The following is an 18146-nucleotide window of genomic DNA, read 5'->3' as shown; positions in this document are numbered from 1 at the left end:
AGTTGCAGCAGCCGCGCATGACCTCGGAAGAGTTCGAGACCTATCTGGAGCACGTCATCTCGACGTTGATTCCGACCTGCCACGGCCGACCGGGCGGCGCTGCTGTTGCGCCTTGCCGGCGGGCTGCAGGAGGCCGAAGCGGCCGACGCCCTTGGGCTCGACGGTGCGGCCTACCGCGACGCCCTGGCCCGCGCCTGCCCGCGCGATGCGCTGGGACATCCGGATGCCGGTGCCTGGCGTGCGCTGGCCGACGCCATCCAGCACCACCTGCGCGAACTGCCCGCCGACCGCCTGGCCAAGCTCGCGCGCCTGCGCGAGGACGCCCTCGCCGGCACCCGCCAGCCGCCTTCGGTCAAGACGCCCACGTTCGCCGCGACCCCGGCCCCCCGGCGCTGGCCGTGGATCGTGCTGGCCGTGGTCCTGCTGCTGGCGGCCGTGGGCGCTGGACTGTGGTGGTGGCGCGGCCAGGCCCAGCTGGCGCCGCCATCGGCGCAGGCACCGGCATCCATCGAAGAGGACGGCGTGGTAGCGCTGCCGCCCGATCCGGAGATAACGACCGCCGCATTACCTGCCGCAGACGCCCCCGCCGTGCGGGCGGATGACGTCATCGCTGCCGACGCGCACGCCGATTTCGCGCTGCTGGCGGATGCCGATGACGAGGCGCGAGCGCGCGAAGCGGATTTCCTGGCCTGGTACGTCGCCGGTGCCGGTGCGACGCCGGCGACCGCGGTGTCGACCTCCGATGCGGATGCAGGAGCCCCCGATGCGGACCGCTGACCGCCGGCGTCGCGTCGCCGCCGGCGCGCTCGCCGTCATCGCCATCGCGATGGGTATCGCGGCCTCGTCCGCGCAGGACACCGCGGATGCGGCCCGCTGGGCGGCGATGTCGCCGGCGGCGCAGGCGGACTGGCAGCAACGCCGCGTGGCCTGGGATGCCTTGCCGCGGCAGGAACGCGAGGACCGGCGCGCGCGCTATGCGGCGTGGCGCGCGCTGGACGAGATACAGCGTGCGCGCCTGCGCGCGGCCGCCAGCGAGATCGCCGCGCTGCCGCCGGAACACCAGGCCGCGCTGCGTACGCAGTTCAGCGTGCTGGATGGCATGCAGCGGCAAGGCTGGCGATTGGGGCCGGAACTCGGCGCGGACTGGCCGCGCCTGCAGCCGCTGTTCGCCTTCGTGCCGTCCGCCGAGCGCGATAGCCTGCTGGCGTTGCTGCGCCGGCTGGACGCGGAACAGCGCGACGACCTTGCGGCGCTGGCGCAGCGCCTGCCGCCGCAGGATCGCGACGCATTCCGTCGCGAGCTGCTCGCCGTGCCCGAGGCCCAGCGCCGCGCGTGGCTGCGGCAGCGGCGGGATCGCTAGGCGCCAGCGGTTGGTATCAGCGCGGATGCGTGGTCAGGCGGCGGGACTAGGCTAGAGGCCTGCTTGCCTGAGCAATTCCATCTCGGCTTCCGGCTGCAGCGGCGGTGGGCCGATGGGAAATGCATTGGCGCGCAGCAGGACGCCGTCCTTGACGTAGTAGAGATACCGGTAGGTCTTCACCACGTAGGGCTCGTCTCGCGTTGGATCGCGGGCTTCGTCGCAGGATCGGCTCTGGTCGAGCGAGGGGTTGTCGCGCGCTGGATTGACGCGCAGATACATCCTGGCGCTCGTGACGTCGTCCGGATGGCCCTTGAGTACGGCCTCCACACTGATGTGTGCCAATTGAGCATGCGGCCCGTCGGGCAGGTCGGTGACGTCGACGACCGTGCCGGTGAATATCTGGTCCGCTGTCCGAGCGAGGCGGCCGACGTGGGCTTCCTCATTCTCGCGGCTGCGCTGCCAGTAGTCCTCTGCCTGGGCAGCGGTCGGCTCACATGCGCTCGATAGCGTCGGGATGCACAGCGCGCAGCACAACAGCAGACGTGCGGGATTCTTCACCTGTATTCCTCCCTGCTTACGCGTTCACCCACGTTGTCAGCGTCAGGAAGATCAGCGCCGTCACCAGCATCATGAAGTACAGCGCGCCGAGCATCGAGAACTTGAGCAGGGTGACGATGCGGTGCTGCTGGTACACGCGCTGCTGCATCTTCAGCAGGTAGATCGGCATCCACACCAGGATCGCGGTCAGCACCGTCCAGTAGGGGATCTTCCACCAGTAACTGTCGGCCGTGACCAGGCTGCCGAACGCCTGGGTCAGGCAGAGCGCCAGGACGCACAGGCACAGGTAGGCGTGGCTGTACAACGCCACCACCAGGTGTTCCAGGTAGACGCGCCGTGTTCCGATGTACGCCAGCTTCAGCAGCAGCGCGAACACCGGCACCAGCACGAACAGGGCCGACGGCACCGAGCCGATCAGGCGCGTGAAGAAGTAATCCGGATCCTGCGCCACGCGCGGCACGTTCTCTTCCGCCCGCGCCAGCTTCCTGTTGAACCAGCGATTGGCGAAGTCGGGCAGCCAGCCCACGCGCACCGGGTTGGTCTCGGCATCGAACGGCTTGCCGTCGATGGTGATCAGCGCGCGCATGGGGATTTCGGGCAGTGGTGCGCCGACAGGGAAGCGATCGGGCTGCGCCAGCGACGGATGATCCGGCTGCAACTGCATGATCCGCTCGCGCGCCAGCCGCTGGGTGGCGTAGATGTTCTCTTCGATCGGCTTGCGCACGAAGCCCAGGCCGCGAGGGATGCCCGCGCGTGCCGAGACCAGTCCATCCAGCGTCTTGTCGCGCTCCTTGATGACCGCGTCGACGGTCGTCTGCTTCGAGAAGCTGATGCCCGATTCGTCCGGCGGAGCGACCAGGTTGGTCTTGCCGTCGGCCGTCGCCGGCGGGTTCGGCAACCTCACTTCCTCGAAGTGCAGGGTCAGCTTGGCCACGAAGAACGTCAGCACGCTGAGGATCACGAACAGCCGCAGTGGCGCCACGAACGGCGCGCGGTGGCCAGCCAGGTAGGCGTTGGCCAGCTTGCCGGGCGACAGCAGCGTGCGCAGGGTGCGGAAGATGCGCCCGTCCAGGTGCCAGAACGATTCGAACACCTCTTCCACCGCATGCCCGAAGCTGCGCAGCGGGTTGTGCGCGTTCTGCCCGCACACGTGGCAGTAGCCTCCCTGCAGCGGCGTCTTGCAGTTGTCGCACGCACTGGCGTGCACGGCGTCGGCATCGTGCGATGGGGTCATGGGGCGTTCGGGTGGCGCGGCGGGCGAGCGGGTAAGATACCGGCCTCCCGTGACCCGGTGCCAGCGCGACTCCGCGCGACCGCAGTCCGGCGGTTGATCCTCATGTCCGTCTCCCCCTCCCCGACCCCGCGCTTCGGCCAGGAAGTGCGCGCCACGGGCACGCTCGCCCTGCCCCTGGTACTGGGCCATGTCTCCACGGGCCTGATCGGCTTCGTCGACAACGTCATCGCCGGCCACCACGCCACCGCCACGCTGGCGGCCGTGACCGTGGGCACCGCCCTGCTGTGGCTGCCGATGATGGTGCCGATCGGCACGCTGATCTCGCTGACCGCCTCGGTCTCGCAGCTCGATGGCGCCAACCGCCGCAGCGAGATCGCCCCGCTGTTCCGCCAGGCGCTGTGGCTGTCGCTGGGCCTGGGCCTGCTGATGTTCGCCTTCCTCAGCGTGGCGCCGTACGCGCTGGCCGCGTTCGGCATCGCGCCGGACATCATTCCCGGCGCCACCGCCTTCCTGCACGGGATCCGCTGGGGCGTGCCGGCGCTGACGTTCTACTTCTGCATGCGTTACCTCAGCGAGGGCACGCACTGGACGCTGCCGACCATGATCCTGGGCTTCGGCGGCCTGCTGGTGCTGGCGCCGGTGGGCTACGTGCTGGCGTTCGGCAAGTTCGGTTTCCCCGAGATGGGAGCCGGAGGTCTCGGCATCGCGTCGGCGCTGACGATGTGGATGCAGGCGATCGCGTTCGCGATCTACCTGACGCGTGCGCGCCGCTTCGCTGACCTGCAGCTGTTCGCGCACTTCGAGCCGCCGCGCCGCGCGCCGATCATGCAGCTGCTGCGCACCGGCCTGCCGATCGGCATCACCGTGCTGATGGAAGGCAGCCTCTTCATCGTCACCGCGCTGCTGATCGCGCGCCTGGGCGCCATACCGGCAGCCGCGCACCAGATCGCCATCAATGTGTCGGCGCTGTGCTTCATGATCCCGATGGGCGTGGCCGAGGCCACCACCGTGCGCGTGGGTCATGCGGTCGGCGCGGGCAACACGATGGGCATCCGCCGCGCCGCGCACGCCGGCTACGTCATCGTGCTGGCGACGCAGGCGATCTCCGCGCTGTTCCTGCTGCTGGGCCACGACCTGGTGGTGTCGCTGTACACCGATGACCTGGCGGTGGCCGCGCTGGCCGGCACGCTGCTGCTGTTCGCCGCCGCGTTCCAGTTCCCCGACGGCATCCAGGTGCTGTCGGCCGGCGCGCTGCGCGGGCTGAAGGACACCCGCGTGCCCATGTGGCTGGCCGTGGCTGCCTACTGGGGTCTGGGCATGCCGCTGGGCGCCGGGCTGGGCCTGGGGCTCGGTTGGGGCCCGCAGGGCATGTGGCTGGGCCTGATCGTGGGCCTGACCGCCGCGGCCGTGCTGCTGGGCTGGCGCTTCGAGCGCAGCAGCAGGCGCTGGCCGGCCGTGGCCCCGTCCGCAGGCACGGTGACCAACGGAACATGAAAGCCTCACACGCGCACGCTACAGTGACCCCAGTTTCCCGGAGTTTTCCATGAGCCAAGTCGCACCCGCCGCCCCCCGCCGCAGCCCGGTCGTCGCCTTCTTCGTCGGCCTGTGGGACGTGATGAACTTCACCCGCAAGCTGGTCCTCAACCTGATCTTCTTCGGGTTGCTGTTCCTGCTCTTCATCGTCTTCGTCATCGCCGCCGGCAGTGGCGGGGTGAAGCCGCTGATGGAACGCACCACCTTCGTGCTGGCGCCGGAAGGCCGCCTGGTGGAGCAGTTCACCTCCGATCCCGCCACGCGCGCGCTGGCCAAGGCGCTGGGCGACAAGAGCGGGGAGGAGGTGCAGTTGCGCGACCTGCTGCGCGCCATCGACGCGGCGCAGAAGGACGAGAAGATCGAACGCATGCTGCTGCGCGTGGACCAGCTGCAGCCCACCGGCTACGCCTCGCTGCGTGAAGTCGCCGCGGCGCTGGCCAAGTTCCGCGCATCGGGCAAGCAGATCGTCGCCTTCGGCGAGAACATCAGCCAGACCCAGTACCTGCTGGCCGCGCAGGCCGACGAGGTCTACCTGGATCCGATGGGCAGCCTGATGCTCGAGGGCCTGGGCCGTTACCGCCAGTACTACCGCCAGGGTCTGCAGGAAAAGCTGGGCGTGGACGTGCACCTGTTCAAGGTGGGCGAATACAAGTCCGCCGCCGAACCCTACGTGCTGGATGCCGCGTCCAAGGAGGCCAAGGAAGCTGACCTGTTCTGGATGAACGATGTGTGGCAGCGCCTGCTGGCCGACATCGCGAAGGTCCGCAAGACCACGCCGGAAGCGTTGGCCGCCGGCATCGACACGCTGCCCGAAGGCATCGCCGCCGCCGGTGGCGACCTGGCCAAGTACGCCCTGCAGCAGAAGCTGGTGGACGGCCTGAAGACGCAGGAAGAAGTCGAGAACCTGCTGATCGAGCGCGGCGTGGCCGACGAGGATTCCGAGACCGGCTTCCGCGCCATCGGCCTGACCGGCTACCTGACCCAGGTCGACGCCAAGAAGAATCCGCTCGACAAGCGTCCGCAGATCGCCGTGGTCGTGGCCGAAGGCGAGATCACCGACGGCGACCAGCCGGCCGGCCGCATCGGTGGCCTGTCCACCTCGGCGCTGCTGCGCGAGGCGCGCGACGACGACGACGTGAAGGCCGTGGTGCTGCGTGTGGATTCGCCCGGCGGCGGCGTGTACGCCTCCGAGCAGATCCGCCGCGAAGTGGCCGCGCTGAAGAAGGCCGGCAAGCCGGTGGTCGTCTCGATGGGCGACCTGGCCGCCTCCGGCGGTTACTGGATCAGCATGAATGCCGACCGCATCTATGCCGATCCGTCCACGATCACCGGTTCCATCGGCATCTTCGGCGTGATCCCCACCCTGCCGCGTACGCTGGAGAAGATCGGCGTGCGCACCGACGGCGTGGGCACCACCCGCTTCGCCGGCGCCTTCGACATCACCCGTCCGCTGGACCCGGCCGTGGGCCAGGTGATCCAGTCGGTCATCGACAAGGGCTACGCCGACTTCACCGGCAAGGTCGCCGAGGCGCGCAAGAAGCCGGTCGAGGACGTCGACGCCGTCGCCCGCGGTCGCGTGTGGAGCGGTGCGCAGGCGAAGGAGCGTGGTCTGGTCGATGAACTCGCCGGCTTCGATGCCGCGGTGGCCGATGCTGCCAAGCGTGCCAAGCTGGGCGACGCCGATGCCTATCGCGTGCGCTACATCGAGAAGATGTCCTCGCCGTTCTCGCAGTTCATGGGTGGCTTCGCCGGCAGCCGCCTCGGTGCGGCCTGGCTGAAGGATTCCGACTTCGCCCGCGCGCTGCTCGCGCGCAGCCTGCCGGAGATGGAAGCGCAGCTGCGCTTCGTAGACGAGGCCGTGAACGACCGCAACGGCGCCCCGGTGAAGAGCCTGGCGTACTGCTTCTGCGGGTTCTGAGCCGCATCACCGCTGTTTGACCGACGGGCCGCGCGGGCAACCGCGCGGCCCGTTGCGTGTGCGGCCCCGCAGCACGCGTCCCCGGCACCGCACGCCCCGTCGGCCCGGGCACGTATCGCGTCGCCCCGGCGGAACGCGGGGGCGCGAACGCGATGCCCCGCGTCCGCGACGCGGAGCGCCGCGCTAACGACGCCGTGCACCGCGTCCGCCACCCGACGGGCCGCGCTGCGAACCCCGCACGCGACGCAGGGCAACGCGAAACGCCACGTCCGCGCCTCCGCATGCCGCGTCCGGAACGCGGTCCACCCCGTCGGCCACCCGGAACATCGCGTCCAGAACGCGGTGCTCCGCGTCCATCGTCTCGCGCACCGCGTTCGACAACCCGGCGCTCCGCGTTCGGAACGCGGAACACCGGGCAGGACAACCTCGCGCGCTGCGTTTCGAACGCCGCGTGTCGCGTCGGTAACGCGACCTGCCGCGCGCCGAACGCAATGGATCGGGCGCTGCGCCCGGCGTGCCGGGTCGGCAACAGCGGGAGCAGGACGGCCGACGGCGTCGGTCCGCCGTCCTCGGTGGCGCAGGGGGCGGCGGGAAGGACGCGCGGGGTGTGCTTCGCGAGAGGTCAGTTTGGGCGCGCGGGATATGGCCGGCGGATCTCCGCAGGCGGGATCGGGAAAAGGGTTGCTGGAGCGGAATACACGAATCGTATATGATTCATATATTCGTTTCCCTCGGGGCCCCCCATGGGCATCGTCAACATCGACGACGCGCTGCACGACCAACTGCGTCGTGCCTGCACCGTCAGCCATCGCTCGATCAACGCGCAGGCCAACTTCTGGATCAAGGTCGGCATGCTCTGCGAGATGCATCCGGAGCTGAGCTTCCAGGACATCGTCGCCAACGAACTGCGCGCGGCCGGCGTGCAACCGGCGCCGCTGCGCTCGGGCCACACATGATCAAGACCGAGGCCGAGCTCGCGCTGATGGCGGAGGCCGGCGCGCTGCTGGCGTCCGTGTTCGACCGGCTCGGCACGCTCACGCTGGAAGGCATGAGCACGATGGCGGTCAACGACCTCGTCGAACGCATGATCGCCGACGAGCTGCACGCGCGGCCGGCAAGCAAGGGGCAGTACGACTTCCCGTACGTGCTCAACGCGTCGATCGACCACGTGGTCTGCCATGGCATGCCCTCGCACGACGACGTGCTGCGCAGCGGGCAGATCGTCAACTTCGACATCACGCTGGAAAAGAACGGCTATATCGCCGACTCCAGCACCACCTACCTGGTGGGCGAGGTCGCGTATCCCGCGCGCCGGCTGGTGCAGGCCGCGTACCACGCCATGTGGAAAGGCATCGCCGCCGTGCGTCCCGGCGCACGCCTGGGCGACGTCGGCCACGCCATCGCGCACTACGCGCGCTCGCAGGGCTACAGCGTGGTGAAGGAGTACGGCGGCCATGGCATCGGCCGCGAGATGCACGAAGCCCCGCACGTGCATCACTACGGTCGGCCCGGCACCGGCCAGGTGCTGGAGGAAGGCATGGTGTTCACCATCGAACCGATGCTCAACGAAGGCCGTGCCGCCGTGCGCCACACGCCGGACCAATGGCCGGTGTACACGCGTGACGGGAAACTCTCCGCGCAGTTCGAACATACCGTCGCGGTGACGCGCACCGGTGCGCGCGTGCTGACGCTGCGCAAGGGCGAAGTACCGCCGCGCGACCTCCACTGATGCTTCTGCACCCTCTCCCCCGCGAGCGGGCGAGAGGATGCGTGCGGGCCGATACGTTGCCCGACATGCGCACCAGCGCGTGTCAGGTCGGACACTCCGTTGGGGTGATCCGTTTCAGTCCTTGCGCTGCAGCGCCGACCACACCGCTTCGATGATCACCATGGAAGCGTCATCAGGATGGCAGGGCTTGCCGCAGGCTGACTCGATGAGTTGGCTGTTACCTCGCCAGAGCCCGTAGTGGTTACGGATGCCCATCCCCCACCCGTGATGGAACATGATGAGGTCGTCCTTCTTTGTCGCCCGTACCGTGGCCTTGTCGTCCTCGGAAAGCGCACCGACGATGTCCTTGACGGTCGCCTCGACCGTGGTCGGCCACGTGTCGGGACCGAGCTCCGGTTCGTCCTCGGCGATAGCGCTGATAGGAAGCATGAGCAGCAGACACAGGAGCGGTACTTTCACGGAACCTCCGGCGTGACGTCGTGCGTACCACCGCTCCTTCCCCGGACGAGGATGGTGATGGGGCTACGAGTACTACTGTATGTGCTGTCGATGACGTCCTTCGTCTTCGCGGTGGCGTGACCGACGGCTCAGGCCGCGACGCTGTCCGCGCCCGCCTGCGGTTCCGGCGGCTTGTCGGTAGGGGGAGGCTCGGGGGCGCGGCAGGCGGCGCAGGCCAGCAGCAACGCGGCAAGCAGGGTGAGGCGGATCCGGGTCATGGCGACGGTCCTCCTGTGACGTGGCGCTATGCTACGCCCATCGATGAAGGAGGCGCATGTGGCGGCGAACCGGTGGCGGCTGGACGGACAACGGGCACTGGTGACCGGCGCGAGCGCGGGCATCGGGCTGGCGATCACGCGCGAACTGCTGGGCCTGGGCGCCGACGTGCTAATGGTGGCGCGCGACGTCGACGCCCTGCAGGAGGCGCGTGCCGACCTGGGTGAGGAATTCCCCGAGCGCGAGATCGGCACGCTGGCCGCCGACGTGGCCGACGACGAGGACCGGCGCGCCATCCTCGACTGGGTCGAAGACCACGGCGACGGCCTCAACATCCTGGTCAACAACGCCGGTGGCAACGTCACCCGCGCCGCGGTGGACTACACCGAGGACGAGTGGCGCGGCATCTTCGAGACCAACCTGTTCTCCGTGTTCGAACTCTCGCGCTACGCGCATCCGCTACTCACGCGCCACGCCGCCTCGTGCATCGTCAACGTCGGCAGCGTGTCCGGCATCACCGCCGTGCGCAGCGGCGCGCCCTACGGCATGACAAAAGCCGCGCTGCACCAGCTCACCCGCAACCTCGCCGCCGAATGGGCCGAGGACGGCGTGCGCGTGAACGCGGTGGCGCCGTGGTACATCCGCACGCGCCGCACGTCCGGCCCGCTGTCGGACGCGGACTACTACGACGAAGTGATCGAACGCACGCCGATGCGCCGCATCGGCGAACCCGAGGAAGTCGCTGGCGCCGTCGCCTTCCTGTGCCTGCCCGCGTCCAGCTATGTCACCGGCGAGTGCATCGCGGTGGATGGCGGGTTCTTGCGGTACGGGTTCTGAGACAGATGGAGATCCTCCTCTTCGTCGTCCTGCCGATGCTGCTGGCGCTATGGGTCACGCGCCGGGTCGATCGCCTGCTGGCAAGCAGACGGGTGTTCGGCCGCTGGTGGCGGATCGTGTCGATCTGGTGTGTCGTGTCTTCGCTTGCGCTGTTTGCGGCCTGTTCGTACTACGCCGGCCAGGATGCAGAGACATCGTTGACTGCCATGCACAAGGACGGTGGCTTCAAGGCCATCGCCTTCTTCTTCTGGAATGCGCTGTTGATCCTGTCGGCCAATGGCGTGGCTGCCGGCATCGCTTGGATCCGCGGCCGCCCGACCACGTAGAGTGCATTTTCCTGGGTCGACGATGGCCCTCGCTGGCGTGCTGAGCTTCTACTGCAGACGAGCGCGCCCACCTTCCGCATCCACGCGCCACAACACGCCGTCTTCGTACAGGGCCGCCTGCGATGTCTGATCGGCATGGTGGACATCGAGCCGCAGCAGGCGGCCCTGCTGTTCCAGCCTGATGTCGGGGACCAGCGTGTGGCCGATGGCGATGCGCTTGGCGCCGTAGCGCGCGAGCGCGCGCTGCAGATGGGCGGCAGGATCGGCTTCGCGACGATGGTTGGCATCGTCGGGCAACGCCATGCCACGGTACCAGGTCAGCCCGCTGCGCCCGAGCAGGATGTCGGCGTCGCCGTGCAGGCCTTCCGGTTCATCGTGCAGGTGCGGTTGCGCGAGCGCGTTGATCTGGTCGATGTCCAGGTCGAGTGCGAGCACGTCCTGGCTGATGCCGCCGTGCACGAAAAGATGATCGCCGACACGCGCGACCACCGGCTGTTCCGCCAGCCAGGTGCCGAGCACCGACTGCGCGGAGAACAGGCGCTCGTCGCCGTCGTCGCCCAGGGCCTGCGCGAACGCGACCAGGCCGCTGGGCCAGTACTTCTTGCGGCCCGACATCGCGAGGTGTTCGTGGTTGCCGAGCACGTAGTGCACACGTCCGCCGGCGGCATCGGCTTCGACCTGCAGCCGGTAGATCAGCCACAGCACGGCCGTCATGTCGTCGCCGCGATCGACGAAGTCGCCGACCAGCGCGACATGGCTGTCGCCGTAGCGCCAGTGCAGGGCGTCGTCGATGACGCCCTGCGCGCGCAACAGCGAGGTGAACTTGTCGAACTCGCCCTCGATGTCCGACAGCATCAGCAGGCGCGAGGGGTTGTCGGCATGTACCGCGCTACGGGCGGGCGAGGCCGGGCGCAACGGCACCGGGAAGCGCGTCTTCGCGGCATTGCCGACCTGCACGGTGAGCGTCGGCAACGGCGACGCGGGCAGGCGCGTACGGACCAGTCGCCAGACGTGCGCATCCTGCTGCGTGGCAAGCACCTCGTAGCCGCTGTCATGAAGGAACACATGCGGGCCCTCCACCGCCAGCGCCGGCTTCTCCATGATCTGGAAGCGCCGCGCGTCCGCATCCCAGCCGAACGCGACGTTGCCGTGCGGATCCTTCAGGCGGAAACCACCGAACACCACCAGGCCGATCAACGCCGCGCTGGCAAGTGCGAACACCAGCGCCAACCGCTTCATCCACTTCGCCATCGCGCACGCCCTTCCCCGGAACGCGGATGACGTTACGCGCCGCAGGCGTGCCGCTCCATGGGCAGGAAGCCATGCCTGAGTGTGAGGCGATGCGATGCGCGGCGGCATGCGCGCATCGCGTGTCCGCGCTACGGCTTCCGGGTCGCCGCCTCCGGCGCGCTGAATACCACGCGGCCGTTGGCATCCAGCACTTCGATGCGTGCGTCGCCGGCGCGGTCCACGCGCAGGCGGATGCGGTCCTTGCCGCTGGCATCGGCCAGCAGGATCTCGGCGTCGTTGTGTTCGTTCTGGATGGCGATGCGGCGCGTGGCCTGCTTGGCCGCATCCAGCACCTTCACGTGCGACGGCACGGCCTGGTTGATCTGCAGGCCGCTGCTGATCGGCTCGCCGTCGGCGCCGATGCGTGTCATCAGGCCGATGGCATCCATGTTGGGATTGTCGAAGGCGAGGGCGGAGACCTTGCCGGCCTCCACATCGGTCAGCGCCAGCCCGCCGACCTCGTTGCCCTTGCGGTCGTAGAACACCAGGCCCGCGGGCGTGACGGCGCGCTTGAACGTCTCGCCGTTCAACATCGGTGGCGGGAAGCGCTGCTGGTTGGCCAGCACCACGCGCGGCGTGCCGTCGGCATCCACGATGTCCAGGCGTTCCACCGACAGTCGCGCGTAGTGCGGGTCCGGCGTCTTGAAGGCGGTCAGCAGCACGGCGACGAAGGCGAGGGTCAGCGCGCCGGCATAAAGGCGCAACAGGCGCATTTCGCGCAGCAGGCGAGGCATCGGGTCGTGCGGCATCGGAGGTCCTTGCGGTGGGAAACCGCCGATTCTAGCGAGCGTGCCGTGCGCATGGGCCTCACGCGTGTCCGCAATGCCGGCGAGCCGGGCCGCCATCGGCGGCGCGATTGAAGTTCGTTTTACACACGATGCGTAGCGTGCCTGCATCGACGGAAGCGGGAGCGGACATGAAGCGATGGATCAAGCGCGGCCTGCTGGCCTGTGCGGCGGGGCTGGTGGTGGCTGTTGTCGGCGGCTTCGCCTACGTACATGCGCTGGACCTGGACAGCCAACCGCCGGCGCGTGCGGACAGCACGGTGGCGGACCTGGATTTCATGCGGGATGCGATGCCGGCGACGCGGGGGAAGATCCTCGCCGTGGTGACCAGTACGTCGCACTTTCCCGGCGGGGAGAAGAAGGCGGGTTTCGAACTGACCGAGCTGGCGCGGGCGTACTACGTGTTCCGCGCCAACGGGTACGAGGTCGACATCGCCAGTCCACAGGGCGGGTCACCGCCGATGCGGCTGGACGACGAGGACATGGTGGCTGCCGACTACGCCTTCCTCAACGACACTGATGCGCGCAGGAAGCTCGATGCCAGTCTCGTGTTGCGCGAGGTGGATCCCGCGCAGTACGCGGCGGTCTACTTCGTCGGCGGCAAGGGCACGATGTTCGACTTCCCCGGTGATGCCGACCTGCAACGCGTCGTGCGCACGGTCTACCAGGCGGGTGGCGTGATCGGCGCGGTCTGCCACGGACCGGCGGCGTTGCTGGAGGTGGTGCTGGACGACGGCACGCCGCTGCTGCGCAACCGTCGCGTGGCTGGCTTCAGCAATGCCGAGGAGCTGTTCCTGATCAAGGATGCGCGCGCGCGTTTCCCCTATCTGCTGCAGGATCGCCTGCAGGAGAAGGGCGCAAAGTACGTCGAAGGCCCGATGTACGTCGACACCACGGTCGTCGATGGCCGGCTGGTGACCGGGCAGAACCCGTGGTCGACCTGGTCCACCGCCGAGGCGATGGTGCGCGCGCTGGGCCATGAACCGGTCGCGCGTGCGCCGGGGCGCGACGAACTCGCCGTGCAGGTGCTGGCGGCCTACCACCGCGACGGTATCGACGCCGCGCGCCGCGCGCGGGTGGCGCGACCGGAGGCGGACAAGCGCCTGCTGCTGATGCATGCGCTGGTGGCCGGCATGCAGGGGCGCCTCGGCGAGGCGTGGCAGCTGCAGGCGCTGGCGCGGTTGAGTGCGGGTTACAGCCCGCAGCTGCTCTCGGCGACGATGCGCGCGACGCGCTCGTAGTCGGCGCGGTTCTTCTCGGCATTCTCGGGGCGCGCGAAGCGGAAGGCGACTTCGGTTTCGTCGCGGCGCTTCTGCCAGGCCTCGCACAGCGCACCATCGGGCACGCGTGCACAGATATCGCGCACCACTTCGCAGGCCTGGCCGGCGCCGGACTGCGGGTTGCCATCCAGCCCGATGGTCTGCAGCGTGACGCAGCGGGATGCCGGTTCGGGATCTTCGGTGACGTAGCGCCCCTTGTCGTAGGTCGTGCACTGGAACATGACGGGAGGCGGCAGGCGTCGGGTGTTGCTGGTCGGCGATGCAGGCGGTGTGGCGATCTCCGGGGTGGTCGGCGGTTCCGCGGAGGTCGTCGCGGGTGCGGGCGCAGCAGGTGCGAGGGCAGGCGTCGCCGCGGTGCCCGGCTGGCCCGGTGCCATCGGCACGGTGTTCACGCCCTGCATGGTGCGGGCTTCCTGTTTCATGCCCTTGGGGCATGGCGAGTTCTGCAGCGTCAGGGCGCCACTGGCATCGGTGCAGCGGTAGATGGTGATTTCGGCGGCTGTCGCCGCGTCGATGCCGGCACTGCCGCACGACAGTGCGAGCAGCAGGCATGCCAAGGGACGTGGAAAGGCGCTCATCATTACCTGCAATCGTTGGACATGCGCGCATCGATGCCGCGCTGTTCCAAGTCTAGCGTGCGGCGCTCGCTGGGCAGCGCCGCGCCATAGCGACGGAGGATTTCGTAACGGCGGTCGGACAGGCGGGCACAGACTTCCTGTTGTGGAAGCGGATGGCAGGTGTCGCGCACCCAGGCGCCGCCAGGGACGAAGACCGGGCGGGGGCCAGGATGGTGGCCGCCACCACCGGGAGGTCGTGGCGGAGGGCGATCGCCGCTGTGGAAGGAGAGGTTGCCGTTGCCGATCGACACGTTGCCCGACACGCTGCCGCCGCTGCGCGGGTACACCGGATAGCCGGAATAGACGCCCCCATACGGCATCCAGCGCGGATTGCCGTCATCGTTGTCGCTGGTATAGGTCTGGCCCTCGGGGGTGGTGCATTCGTACATCGGCTTCGGCGGCGTGAGGTAGACCACGCGCGTCGTCGGCGCTGGAGGCGGGGCCTGTTGCGGCACGGGGGCGGGCGTATTGGCGGCGGGACGCGGCGGTGGATCCTGCGGCCGCTGCATCGCGCGGACTTCCTGCTTCTCGCCTTTCAGACAGGGCGAATCGCGCAAGGCCACGGTGCCGTTGGCGGCGACGCAGCGGTAGATGGTGACCTGGGTGCCCGCTGTCGCCTGCGCGTGCGCGCCGGACGGCAAGGCGGTCAGCAGGACCAGCAGGGGCAGGACGACACGGGGCATGTCCCCATGGTGCGCGCCGGGGCAGGGGATGGGAAGGTGAAAGCGCGGCCCGTATGGCCGTCAGTCACGCAGCGATTGGCCGGTCAGCGCATCGCGGATGGCGGTGGGGCGCTCCAGGCCGCCGGTAGCACCCGGTACCACGGCGTCGACGCGCGCCAGCAGGGCGGGATCCAGCGCCGCCTGCTCGCTGACCGGGGGCTGGCCGCTGAGGTTGGCACTGGTGGACACCAGCGCACCGCCATAGGCCTGGCACAGACCGGTCACGACCGGATGCTGGCTGACCCGCACGGCGATGCCGCGGTGCGCACCGGTCACCCAGCGCGGTGCCTGCGCGGTGGCGGGCATGATCCAGGTATGCGGGCCGGGCCAGCTCGACAGCACCTCGGTCAGGCGCTCGGTCGGCACGGCGGCCACGTCGATCAGCGGCTTCAGCTGTTCCAGCGTGGCGGCGATCAGGATCAGGCCCTTCTCGACCGGGCGCTGCTTGATCGCCAGCAGGCGCAGCACGGCGCCTTCATCGAACGGATCGCAGCCCAGTCCCCACACGGCCTCGGTGGGGTAGGCGACCACGCCGCCGCTGCGGATCACTTCCGCCGCTTCCTCGATGGTCCTTTCGATCGGCATGGCCCGGGTCCTTCGAGCGGTGTCAGAACGGCGCGTCGTCGTCGGCCGCGGGCTTGACGGCCTTCTTCACCGTGGTCTTCTTGGCCGCAGTCTTCTTTGTTGCGGCTTTCTTCGCCGCCGTCTTCTTGGTCGCCTTCTTCGCGGCCTTCTTGGCTGGCGCTTTCTTGGCGGCTTCCTTCTTCGGCGCGGCTTCCTTCTTCACCGCGGCCTTCTTGGTCGCGGCCTTCTTGCCGAAGCCCTTGCGCACCGGCTTGCCGGTCTCTTCCAGCAGCTTCTGCACTTCCTCGAACGTCAGCGAGGCTGGCTCGCGGTCCTTGGGGATCTTGCCGTTGAGCTTGCCATCGCTGATGTACGGGCCGAAGCGGCCGTTGAGCACCTGGATATCGCTGCCGTCGAATTCCTTGATGATGCGGTTGCGCGCGATCTCTTCCTTCTCTTCGATCAGGAACACCGCGCGCGCCAGGTCGATCGTGTACGGATCGTCTTCCTTCTTCAGCGAGGCATAGGTGCTGCCGCGCTTGGCGAACGGACCGAAGCGGCCGATACCGACGCTCACTTCCTGGTCCTTGTCCTGGCCCAGCTTGCGCGGCAGCTTGAACAGCTCCAGCGCGTCTTCCAGGCTGATGGTGTGCATCGACTGGCCGGGACGCAGCGAGGCGAACTCCAGCTTCTCGTCGGTGTCCTTGTCGCCGATCTGCGCATACGGCCCGTAGCGGCCCAGGCGCACGCTGACCGGCTTGCCGGACTTGGGATCGGTGCCGAGTTCGCGCGCGCCGGTGGCTTCGCTGCGGTCGACGGTCTCGGCCTTTTCGTCCACCAGTTCCTTGAACGGGCCCCAGAACTTCTCCATCAGCGGCACCCACTCCTCCTCGCCGCGGGAGACGGCGTCGAGCTCGTCCTCCAGCTTGGCGGTGAAGTCGTAGTCGACGTACTGGGTGAAGTGGCCGGACAGGAACTTGGAGACGGCGCGGCCGACATCGCTGGGCTTGAACGCGCGACCTTCCATTTCCACGTATTTGCGGAAGATCAGCGTCTGGATGATCGAGGCGTAGGTGGAGGGACGGCCGATGCCGTATTCCTCGAGCGCCTTGACCAGCGCCGCTTCGGTGAAGCGTGGCGGCGGCTGGGTGAAATGCTGGTCGGCGTGGATGCGGTCCAGCGGCACGGTGTCGCCGGGCTTCATCGGCGGCAGCTTGCGGCCTTCGTCATCGTCCTCGGCGCCCTTGCTGTCCTTGCCTTCCTCGTACACGGCCAGGAAGCCCGGGTCGACCACGGTGGTGCCGCTGGCGCGGAAGCTGTGCTGGCTGCCGGCGGCGAGGTCGACGCTGACGGTGTTCAGCGTGGCCGGCACCATCTGGCAGGCGACGGCGCGCTTCCAGATCAGGTCGTAGAGCTTGCGCTCGTCGTCGCTCAGGTACTTGGCCACCTGCGCCGGCGTGCGCAGCGCACTGGTCGGGCGCACGGCTTCGTGCGCTTCCTGCGCGTTCTTCGACTTGGTGACGTAGACGTTCGGCTTGTCCGGCAGTGCTTGGGTGCCGTAGTCGCGCGCGATGACGTCGCGGATCTCGGCCAGCGCGTCCTGCGACAGCGTCACCGAGTCGGTACGCATGTAGCTGATCAGGCCGACGGTGCCTTCGTCGCCGATGGCGACGCCCTCGTACAGCTTCTGCGCGACCTGCATGGTCTTGCGGGTGGTGAAGCCGAGCTTGCGCGAGGCCTCCTGCTGCAGCGTCGAAGTGGTGAACGGCGGCGCGGGACGGCGCTTGCGTTCCTTGCTGGTCACGTCGGTGACGTGCAGCGTGCCCTGTGCGGCCTGCTGGATGCGCAGGCGCGCGGCTTCGGCGGTATCGCCGTCGGTGACGGTGAACTGTTCGAACTTCTGCCCGTCCAGCTTGGTGAGCTTGGCGGTGAAGGCCTGGCGCGGATGCGCGCACTCGGCCTCGATGCTCCAGTACTCGCGGGCGATGAAGGCTTCGATCTCCTCCTCGCGCTCGACGATCATGCGCAGCGCCGGCGACTGCACGCGGCCGGCGGACAGGCCGCGCTGCACCTTGCGCCACAGCACCGGCGACAGGTTGAAGCCGACCAGGTAGTCCAGCGCGCGGCGCGCCTGCTGCGCATCGACCAGGTCGTCGGCGATCTGCCGCGGCTGGCCCATGGCTTCCTTGATGGCGCGTGGGGTGATTTCGGTGAACACCACGCGGTGCAGCGGCTTGTCCTTGAGCAGGCCGCGTTCCTTGAGGATCTCCGCGATGTGCCAGCTGATCGCCTCGCCTTCGCGGTCCGGGTCGGTTGCTAGGAAGATGTCGTCGGCGCCCTTGGCGGCCTTGGCGATCGCATCGACGTGCTTTTCGTTCTTCTCGATCAGGTCGTAGCGCATCGCGAACCCGTTGGCCGGGTCCACCGCCCCTTCCTTCGGCACCAGGTCACGGACGTGGCCGTAGGACGCGAGGACGGTGAAGTCCTTGCCGAGGTATTTGTTGATCGTCTTGGCCTTGGCGGGCGACTCGACGATGAGCAGGTGCTTGGGCATGTCAGGGATTCAGGGGAGTTCGGGTGGGCCGGCAGGGTCGGCTAGGGTGCCCCGGACGCGGGCGCCAGAGAAGCGGACGCCCGGGGCGGGGGCCCCGGGCGTTCAGTTTTCCTTTTTATAGTGGT

General features: G+C 68.7%; 19 protein-coding genes. 9 read left to right on the top strand and 10 right to left on the bottom strand.

The window, feature by feature from the left end; translation table 11 throughout:
- The first annotated feature begins 105 nt into the window (after positions 1 to 105).
- A complete protein-coding gene (locus IB230_RS09125) occupies positions 106 to 777 on the top strand; it encodes a hypothetical protein (protein ID WP_192271147.1) in 672 nt (223 codons plus the stop codon).
- Positions 764 to 1360, top strand: a complete 597-nt coding sequence (locus IB230_RS09120; RefSeq protein ID WP_225589333.1) for a DUF3106 domain-containing protein — start codon at positions 764 to 766, stop codon at positions 1358 to 1360. Before IB230_RS09125 ends, IB230_RS09120 begins: the two co-directional genes overlap by 14 nt.
- A 51-nt stretch (positions 1361 to 1411) precedes the next feature.
- On the opposite strand, the gene IB230_RS09115 is transcribed toward IB230_RS09120, so the two are convergent.
- Positions 1412 to 1918: a hypothetical protein gene (locus tag IB230_RS09115; RefSeq protein WP_192271145.1), complete on the bottom strand. Its 507-nt coding sequence runs from the start codon at positions 1916 to 1918 to the stop codon at positions 1412 to 1414.
- 16 nt (positions 1919 to 1934) lie between these two features.
- Entirely contained in the window at positions 1935 to 3152 is a 1218-nt protein-coding gene (locus IB230_RS09110) for a DUF3667 domain-containing protein (RefSeq protein ID WP_192271143.1), read from the bottom strand.
- A gap of 102 nt (positions 3153 to 3254) precedes the next feature.
- Between IB230_RS09110 and IB230_RS09105 the strand changes: the two genes are divergently transcribed.
- The 4 genes from IB230_RS09105 (at position 3255) to map (ending at position 8332) form a co-directional block, all read left to right on the top strand.
- Entirely contained in the window at positions 3255 to 4646 is a 1392-nt protein-coding gene (locus IB230_RS09105) for an MATE family efflux transporter (RefSeq protein WP_192271141.1), read from the top strand.
- Between the two features lie 49 nt (positions 4647 to 4695).
- The gene (gene sppA, locus IB230_RS09100) at positions 4696 to 6603 is read left to right on the top strand and encodes a signal peptide peptidase SppA (protein WP_192271139.1); all 1908 of its coding nucleotides are present in this window, start codon (positions 4696 to 4698) and stop codon (positions 6601 to 6603) included.
- Positions 6604 to 7346: 743 nt separating this feature from the next.
- Positions 7347 to 7559 carry a ParD-like family protein gene (locus IB230_RS09095; protein ID WP_192271138.1) on the top strand — a complete coding sequence of 71 codons (213 nt, stop codon included), beginning with the start codon at positions 7347 to 7349 and terminating at the stop codon, positions 7557 to 7559.
- Positions 7556 to 8332, top strand: coding sequence for a type I methionyl aminopeptidase (gene map, locus IB230_RS09090; protein ID WP_192271136.1), 777 nt, complete (start codon positions 7556 to 7558; stop codon positions 8330 to 8332). Before IB230_RS09095 ends, map begins: the two co-directional genes overlap by 4 nt.
- 114 nt (positions 8333 to 8446) lie before the next feature.
- Here map and IB230_RS09085 read toward each other — a convergent pair whose 3' ends face one another.
- The gene (locus IB230_RS09085; RefSeq protein ID WP_192271134.1) at positions 8447 to 8791 is read right to left on the bottom strand and encodes a DUF6794 domain-containing protein; all 345 of its coding nucleotides are present in this window, start codon (positions 8789 to 8791) and stop codon (positions 8447 to 8449) included.
- Between the two features lie 128 nt (positions 8792 to 8919).
- On the bottom strand, positions 8920 to 9048 hold the full coding sequence (locus tag IB230_RS19825; RefSeq protein WP_255430476.1) for a hypothetical protein: 129 nt from the start codon (positions 9046 to 9048) through the stop codon (positions 8920 to 8922).
- A 58-nt stretch (positions 9049 to 9106) separates the two neighbouring features.
- Between IB230_RS19825 and IB230_RS09080 the strand changes: the two genes are divergently transcribed.
- Positions 9107 to 9883 (top strand): SDR family oxidoreductase, encoded by a 777-nt coding sequence (locus tag IB230_RS09080; protein WP_192271132.1) that lies wholly within the window; start codon positions 9107 to 9109, stop codon positions 9881 to 9883.
- 5 nt (positions 9884 to 9888) lie between these two features.
- Positions 9889 to 10209 carry a hypothetical protein gene (locus tag IB230_RS09075; RefSeq protein WP_192271130.1) on the top strand — a complete coding sequence of 107 codons (321 nt, stop codon included), beginning with the start codon at positions 9889 to 9891 and terminating at the stop codon, positions 10207 to 10209.
- Positions 10210 to 10257: 48 nt separating this feature from the next.
- Here the strand turns inward: IB230_RS09075 and IB230_RS09070 are convergent, their stop codons facing one another.
- Complete coding sequence (locus IB230_RS09070; protein WP_192271128.1) at positions 10258 to 11460, bottom strand: metallophosphoesterase; 1203 nt, start codon at positions 11458 to 11460, stop codon at positions 10258 to 10260.
- A 128-nt stretch (positions 11461 to 11588) separates the two neighbouring features.
- Entirely contained in the window at positions 11589 to 12248 is a 660-nt protein-coding gene (locus IB230_RS09065; RefSeq protein ID WP_192271126.1) for a hypothetical protein, read from the bottom strand.
- Between the two features lie 167 nt (positions 12249 to 12415).
- On the opposite strand from IB230_RS09065, the gene IB230_RS09060 reads away from it, so the two are divergent.
- Positions 12416 to 13525, top strand: coding sequence for a type 1 glutamine amidotransferase domain-containing protein (locus tag IB230_RS09060; protein WP_192271124.1), 1110 nt, complete (start codon positions 12416 to 12418; stop codon positions 13523 to 13525).
- Here IB230_RS09060 and IB230_RS09055 read toward each other — a convergent pair.
- Genes IB230_RS09055 through IB230_RS09040 form a run of 4 tightly spaced genes read right to left on the bottom strand, consistent with a single transcriptional unit; the run spans position 13477 to position 18021 of the window.
- The gene (locus IB230_RS09055; protein WP_192271122.1) at positions 13477 to 14142 is read right to left on the bottom strand and encodes a DUF4124 domain-containing protein; all 666 of its coding nucleotides are present in this window, start codon (positions 14140 to 14142) and stop codon (positions 13477 to 13479) included. The genes IB230_RS09060 and IB230_RS09055 overlap by 49 nt on opposite strands.
- A gap of 2 nt (positions 14143 to 14144) precedes the next feature.
- On the bottom strand, positions 14145 to 14864 hold the full coding sequence (locus tag IB230_RS09050; protein ID WP_192271120.1) for a DUF4124 domain-containing protein: 720 nt from the start codon (positions 14862 to 14864) through the stop codon (positions 14145 to 14147).
- A 60-nt stretch (positions 14865 to 14924) separates the two neighbouring features.
- Positions 14925 to 15488: an L-threonylcarbamoyladenylate synthase gene (locus tag IB230_RS09045; protein WP_192271118.1), complete on the bottom strand. Its 564-nt coding sequence runs from the start codon at positions 15486 to 15488 to the stop codon at positions 14925 to 14927.
- Positions 15489 to 15510: 22 nt separating this feature from the next.
- A complete protein-coding gene (locus IB230_RS09040) occupies positions 15511 to 18021 on the bottom strand; it encodes a DNA topoisomerase I (RefSeq protein ID WP_192271116.1) in 2511 nt (836 codons plus the stop codon).
- Between the last annotated feature and the right edge of the window lie 125 nt (positions 18022 to 18146).

Origin of the sequence: Pseudoxanthomonas sp. PXM01, from assembly GCF_014851815.1 — a bacterium.
In the GTDB taxonomy this organism is placed as follows: domain Bacteria; phylum Pseudomonadota; class Gammaproteobacteria; order Xanthomonadales; family Xanthomonadaceae; genus Pseudoxanthomonas_A.
The sequence above is the reverse complement of the archived record's forward strand: the minus strand, read 5'-3'. Positions and strand labels throughout refer to the sequence as shown.

Coding starts and splice junctions, on each gene's coding strand:
- IB230_RS09040 (WP_192271116.1), bottom strand. CDS start 18,021: ATGCCCAAGCACCTGCTCATCGTCGAGTCGCCCGCCAAGGCCAAGACG.
- IB230_RS09055 (WP_192271122.1), bottom strand. CDS start 14,142: ATGAGCGCCTTTCCACGTCCCTTGGCATGCCTGCTGCTCGCACTGTCG.
- IB230_RS09070 (WP_192271128.1), bottom strand. CDS start 11,460: ATGGCGAAGTGGATGAAGCGGTTGGCGCTGGTGTTCGCACTTGCCAGC.
- IB230_RS09075 (WP_192271130.1), top strand. CDS start 9,889: ATGGAGATCCTCCTCTTCGTCGTCCTGCCGATGCTGCTGGCGCTATGG.
- map (WP_192271136.1), top strand. CDS start 7,556: ATGATCAAGACCGAGGCCGAGCTCGCGCTGATGGCGGAGGCCGGCGCG.
- IB230_RS09065 (WP_192271126.1), bottom strand. CDS start 12,248: ATGCCGCACGACCCGATGCCTCGCCTGCTGCGCGAAATGCGCCTGTTG.
- IB230_RS09050 (WP_192271120.1), bottom strand. CDS start 14,864: ATGCCCCGTGTCGTCCTGCCCCTGCTGGTCCTGCTGACCGCCTTGCCG.
- IB230_RS09060 (WP_192271124.1), top strand. CDS start 12,416: ATGAAGCGATGGATCAAGCGCGGCCTGCTGGCCTGTGCGGCGGGGCTG.
- IB230_RS09045 (WP_192271118.1), bottom strand. CDS start 15,488: ATGCCGATCGAAAGGACCATCGAGGAAGCGGCGGAAGTGATCCGCAGC.
- IB230_RS09095 (WP_192271138.1), top strand. CDS start 7,347: ATGGGCATCGTCAACATCGACGACGCGCTGCACGACCAACTGCGTCGT.
- sppA (WP_192271139.1), top strand. CDS start 4,696: ATGAGCCAAGTCGCACCCGCCGCCCCCCGCCGCAGCCCGGTCGTCGCC.
- IB230_RS09110 (WP_192271143.1), bottom strand. CDS start 3,152: ATGACCCCATCGCACGATGCCGACGCCGTGCACGCCAGTGCGTGCGAC.
- IB230_RS19825 (WP_255430476.1), bottom strand. CDS start 9,048: ATGACCCGGATCCGCCTCACCCTGCTTGCCGCGTTGCTGCTGGCCTGC.
- IB230_RS09105 (WP_192271141.1), top strand. CDS start 3,255: ATGTCCGTCTCCCCCTCCCCGACCCCGCGCTTCGGCCAGGAAGTGCGC.
- IB230_RS09120 (WP_225589333.1), top strand. CDS start 764: ATGCGGACCGCTGACCGCCGGCGTCGCGTCGCCGCCGGCGCGCTCGCC.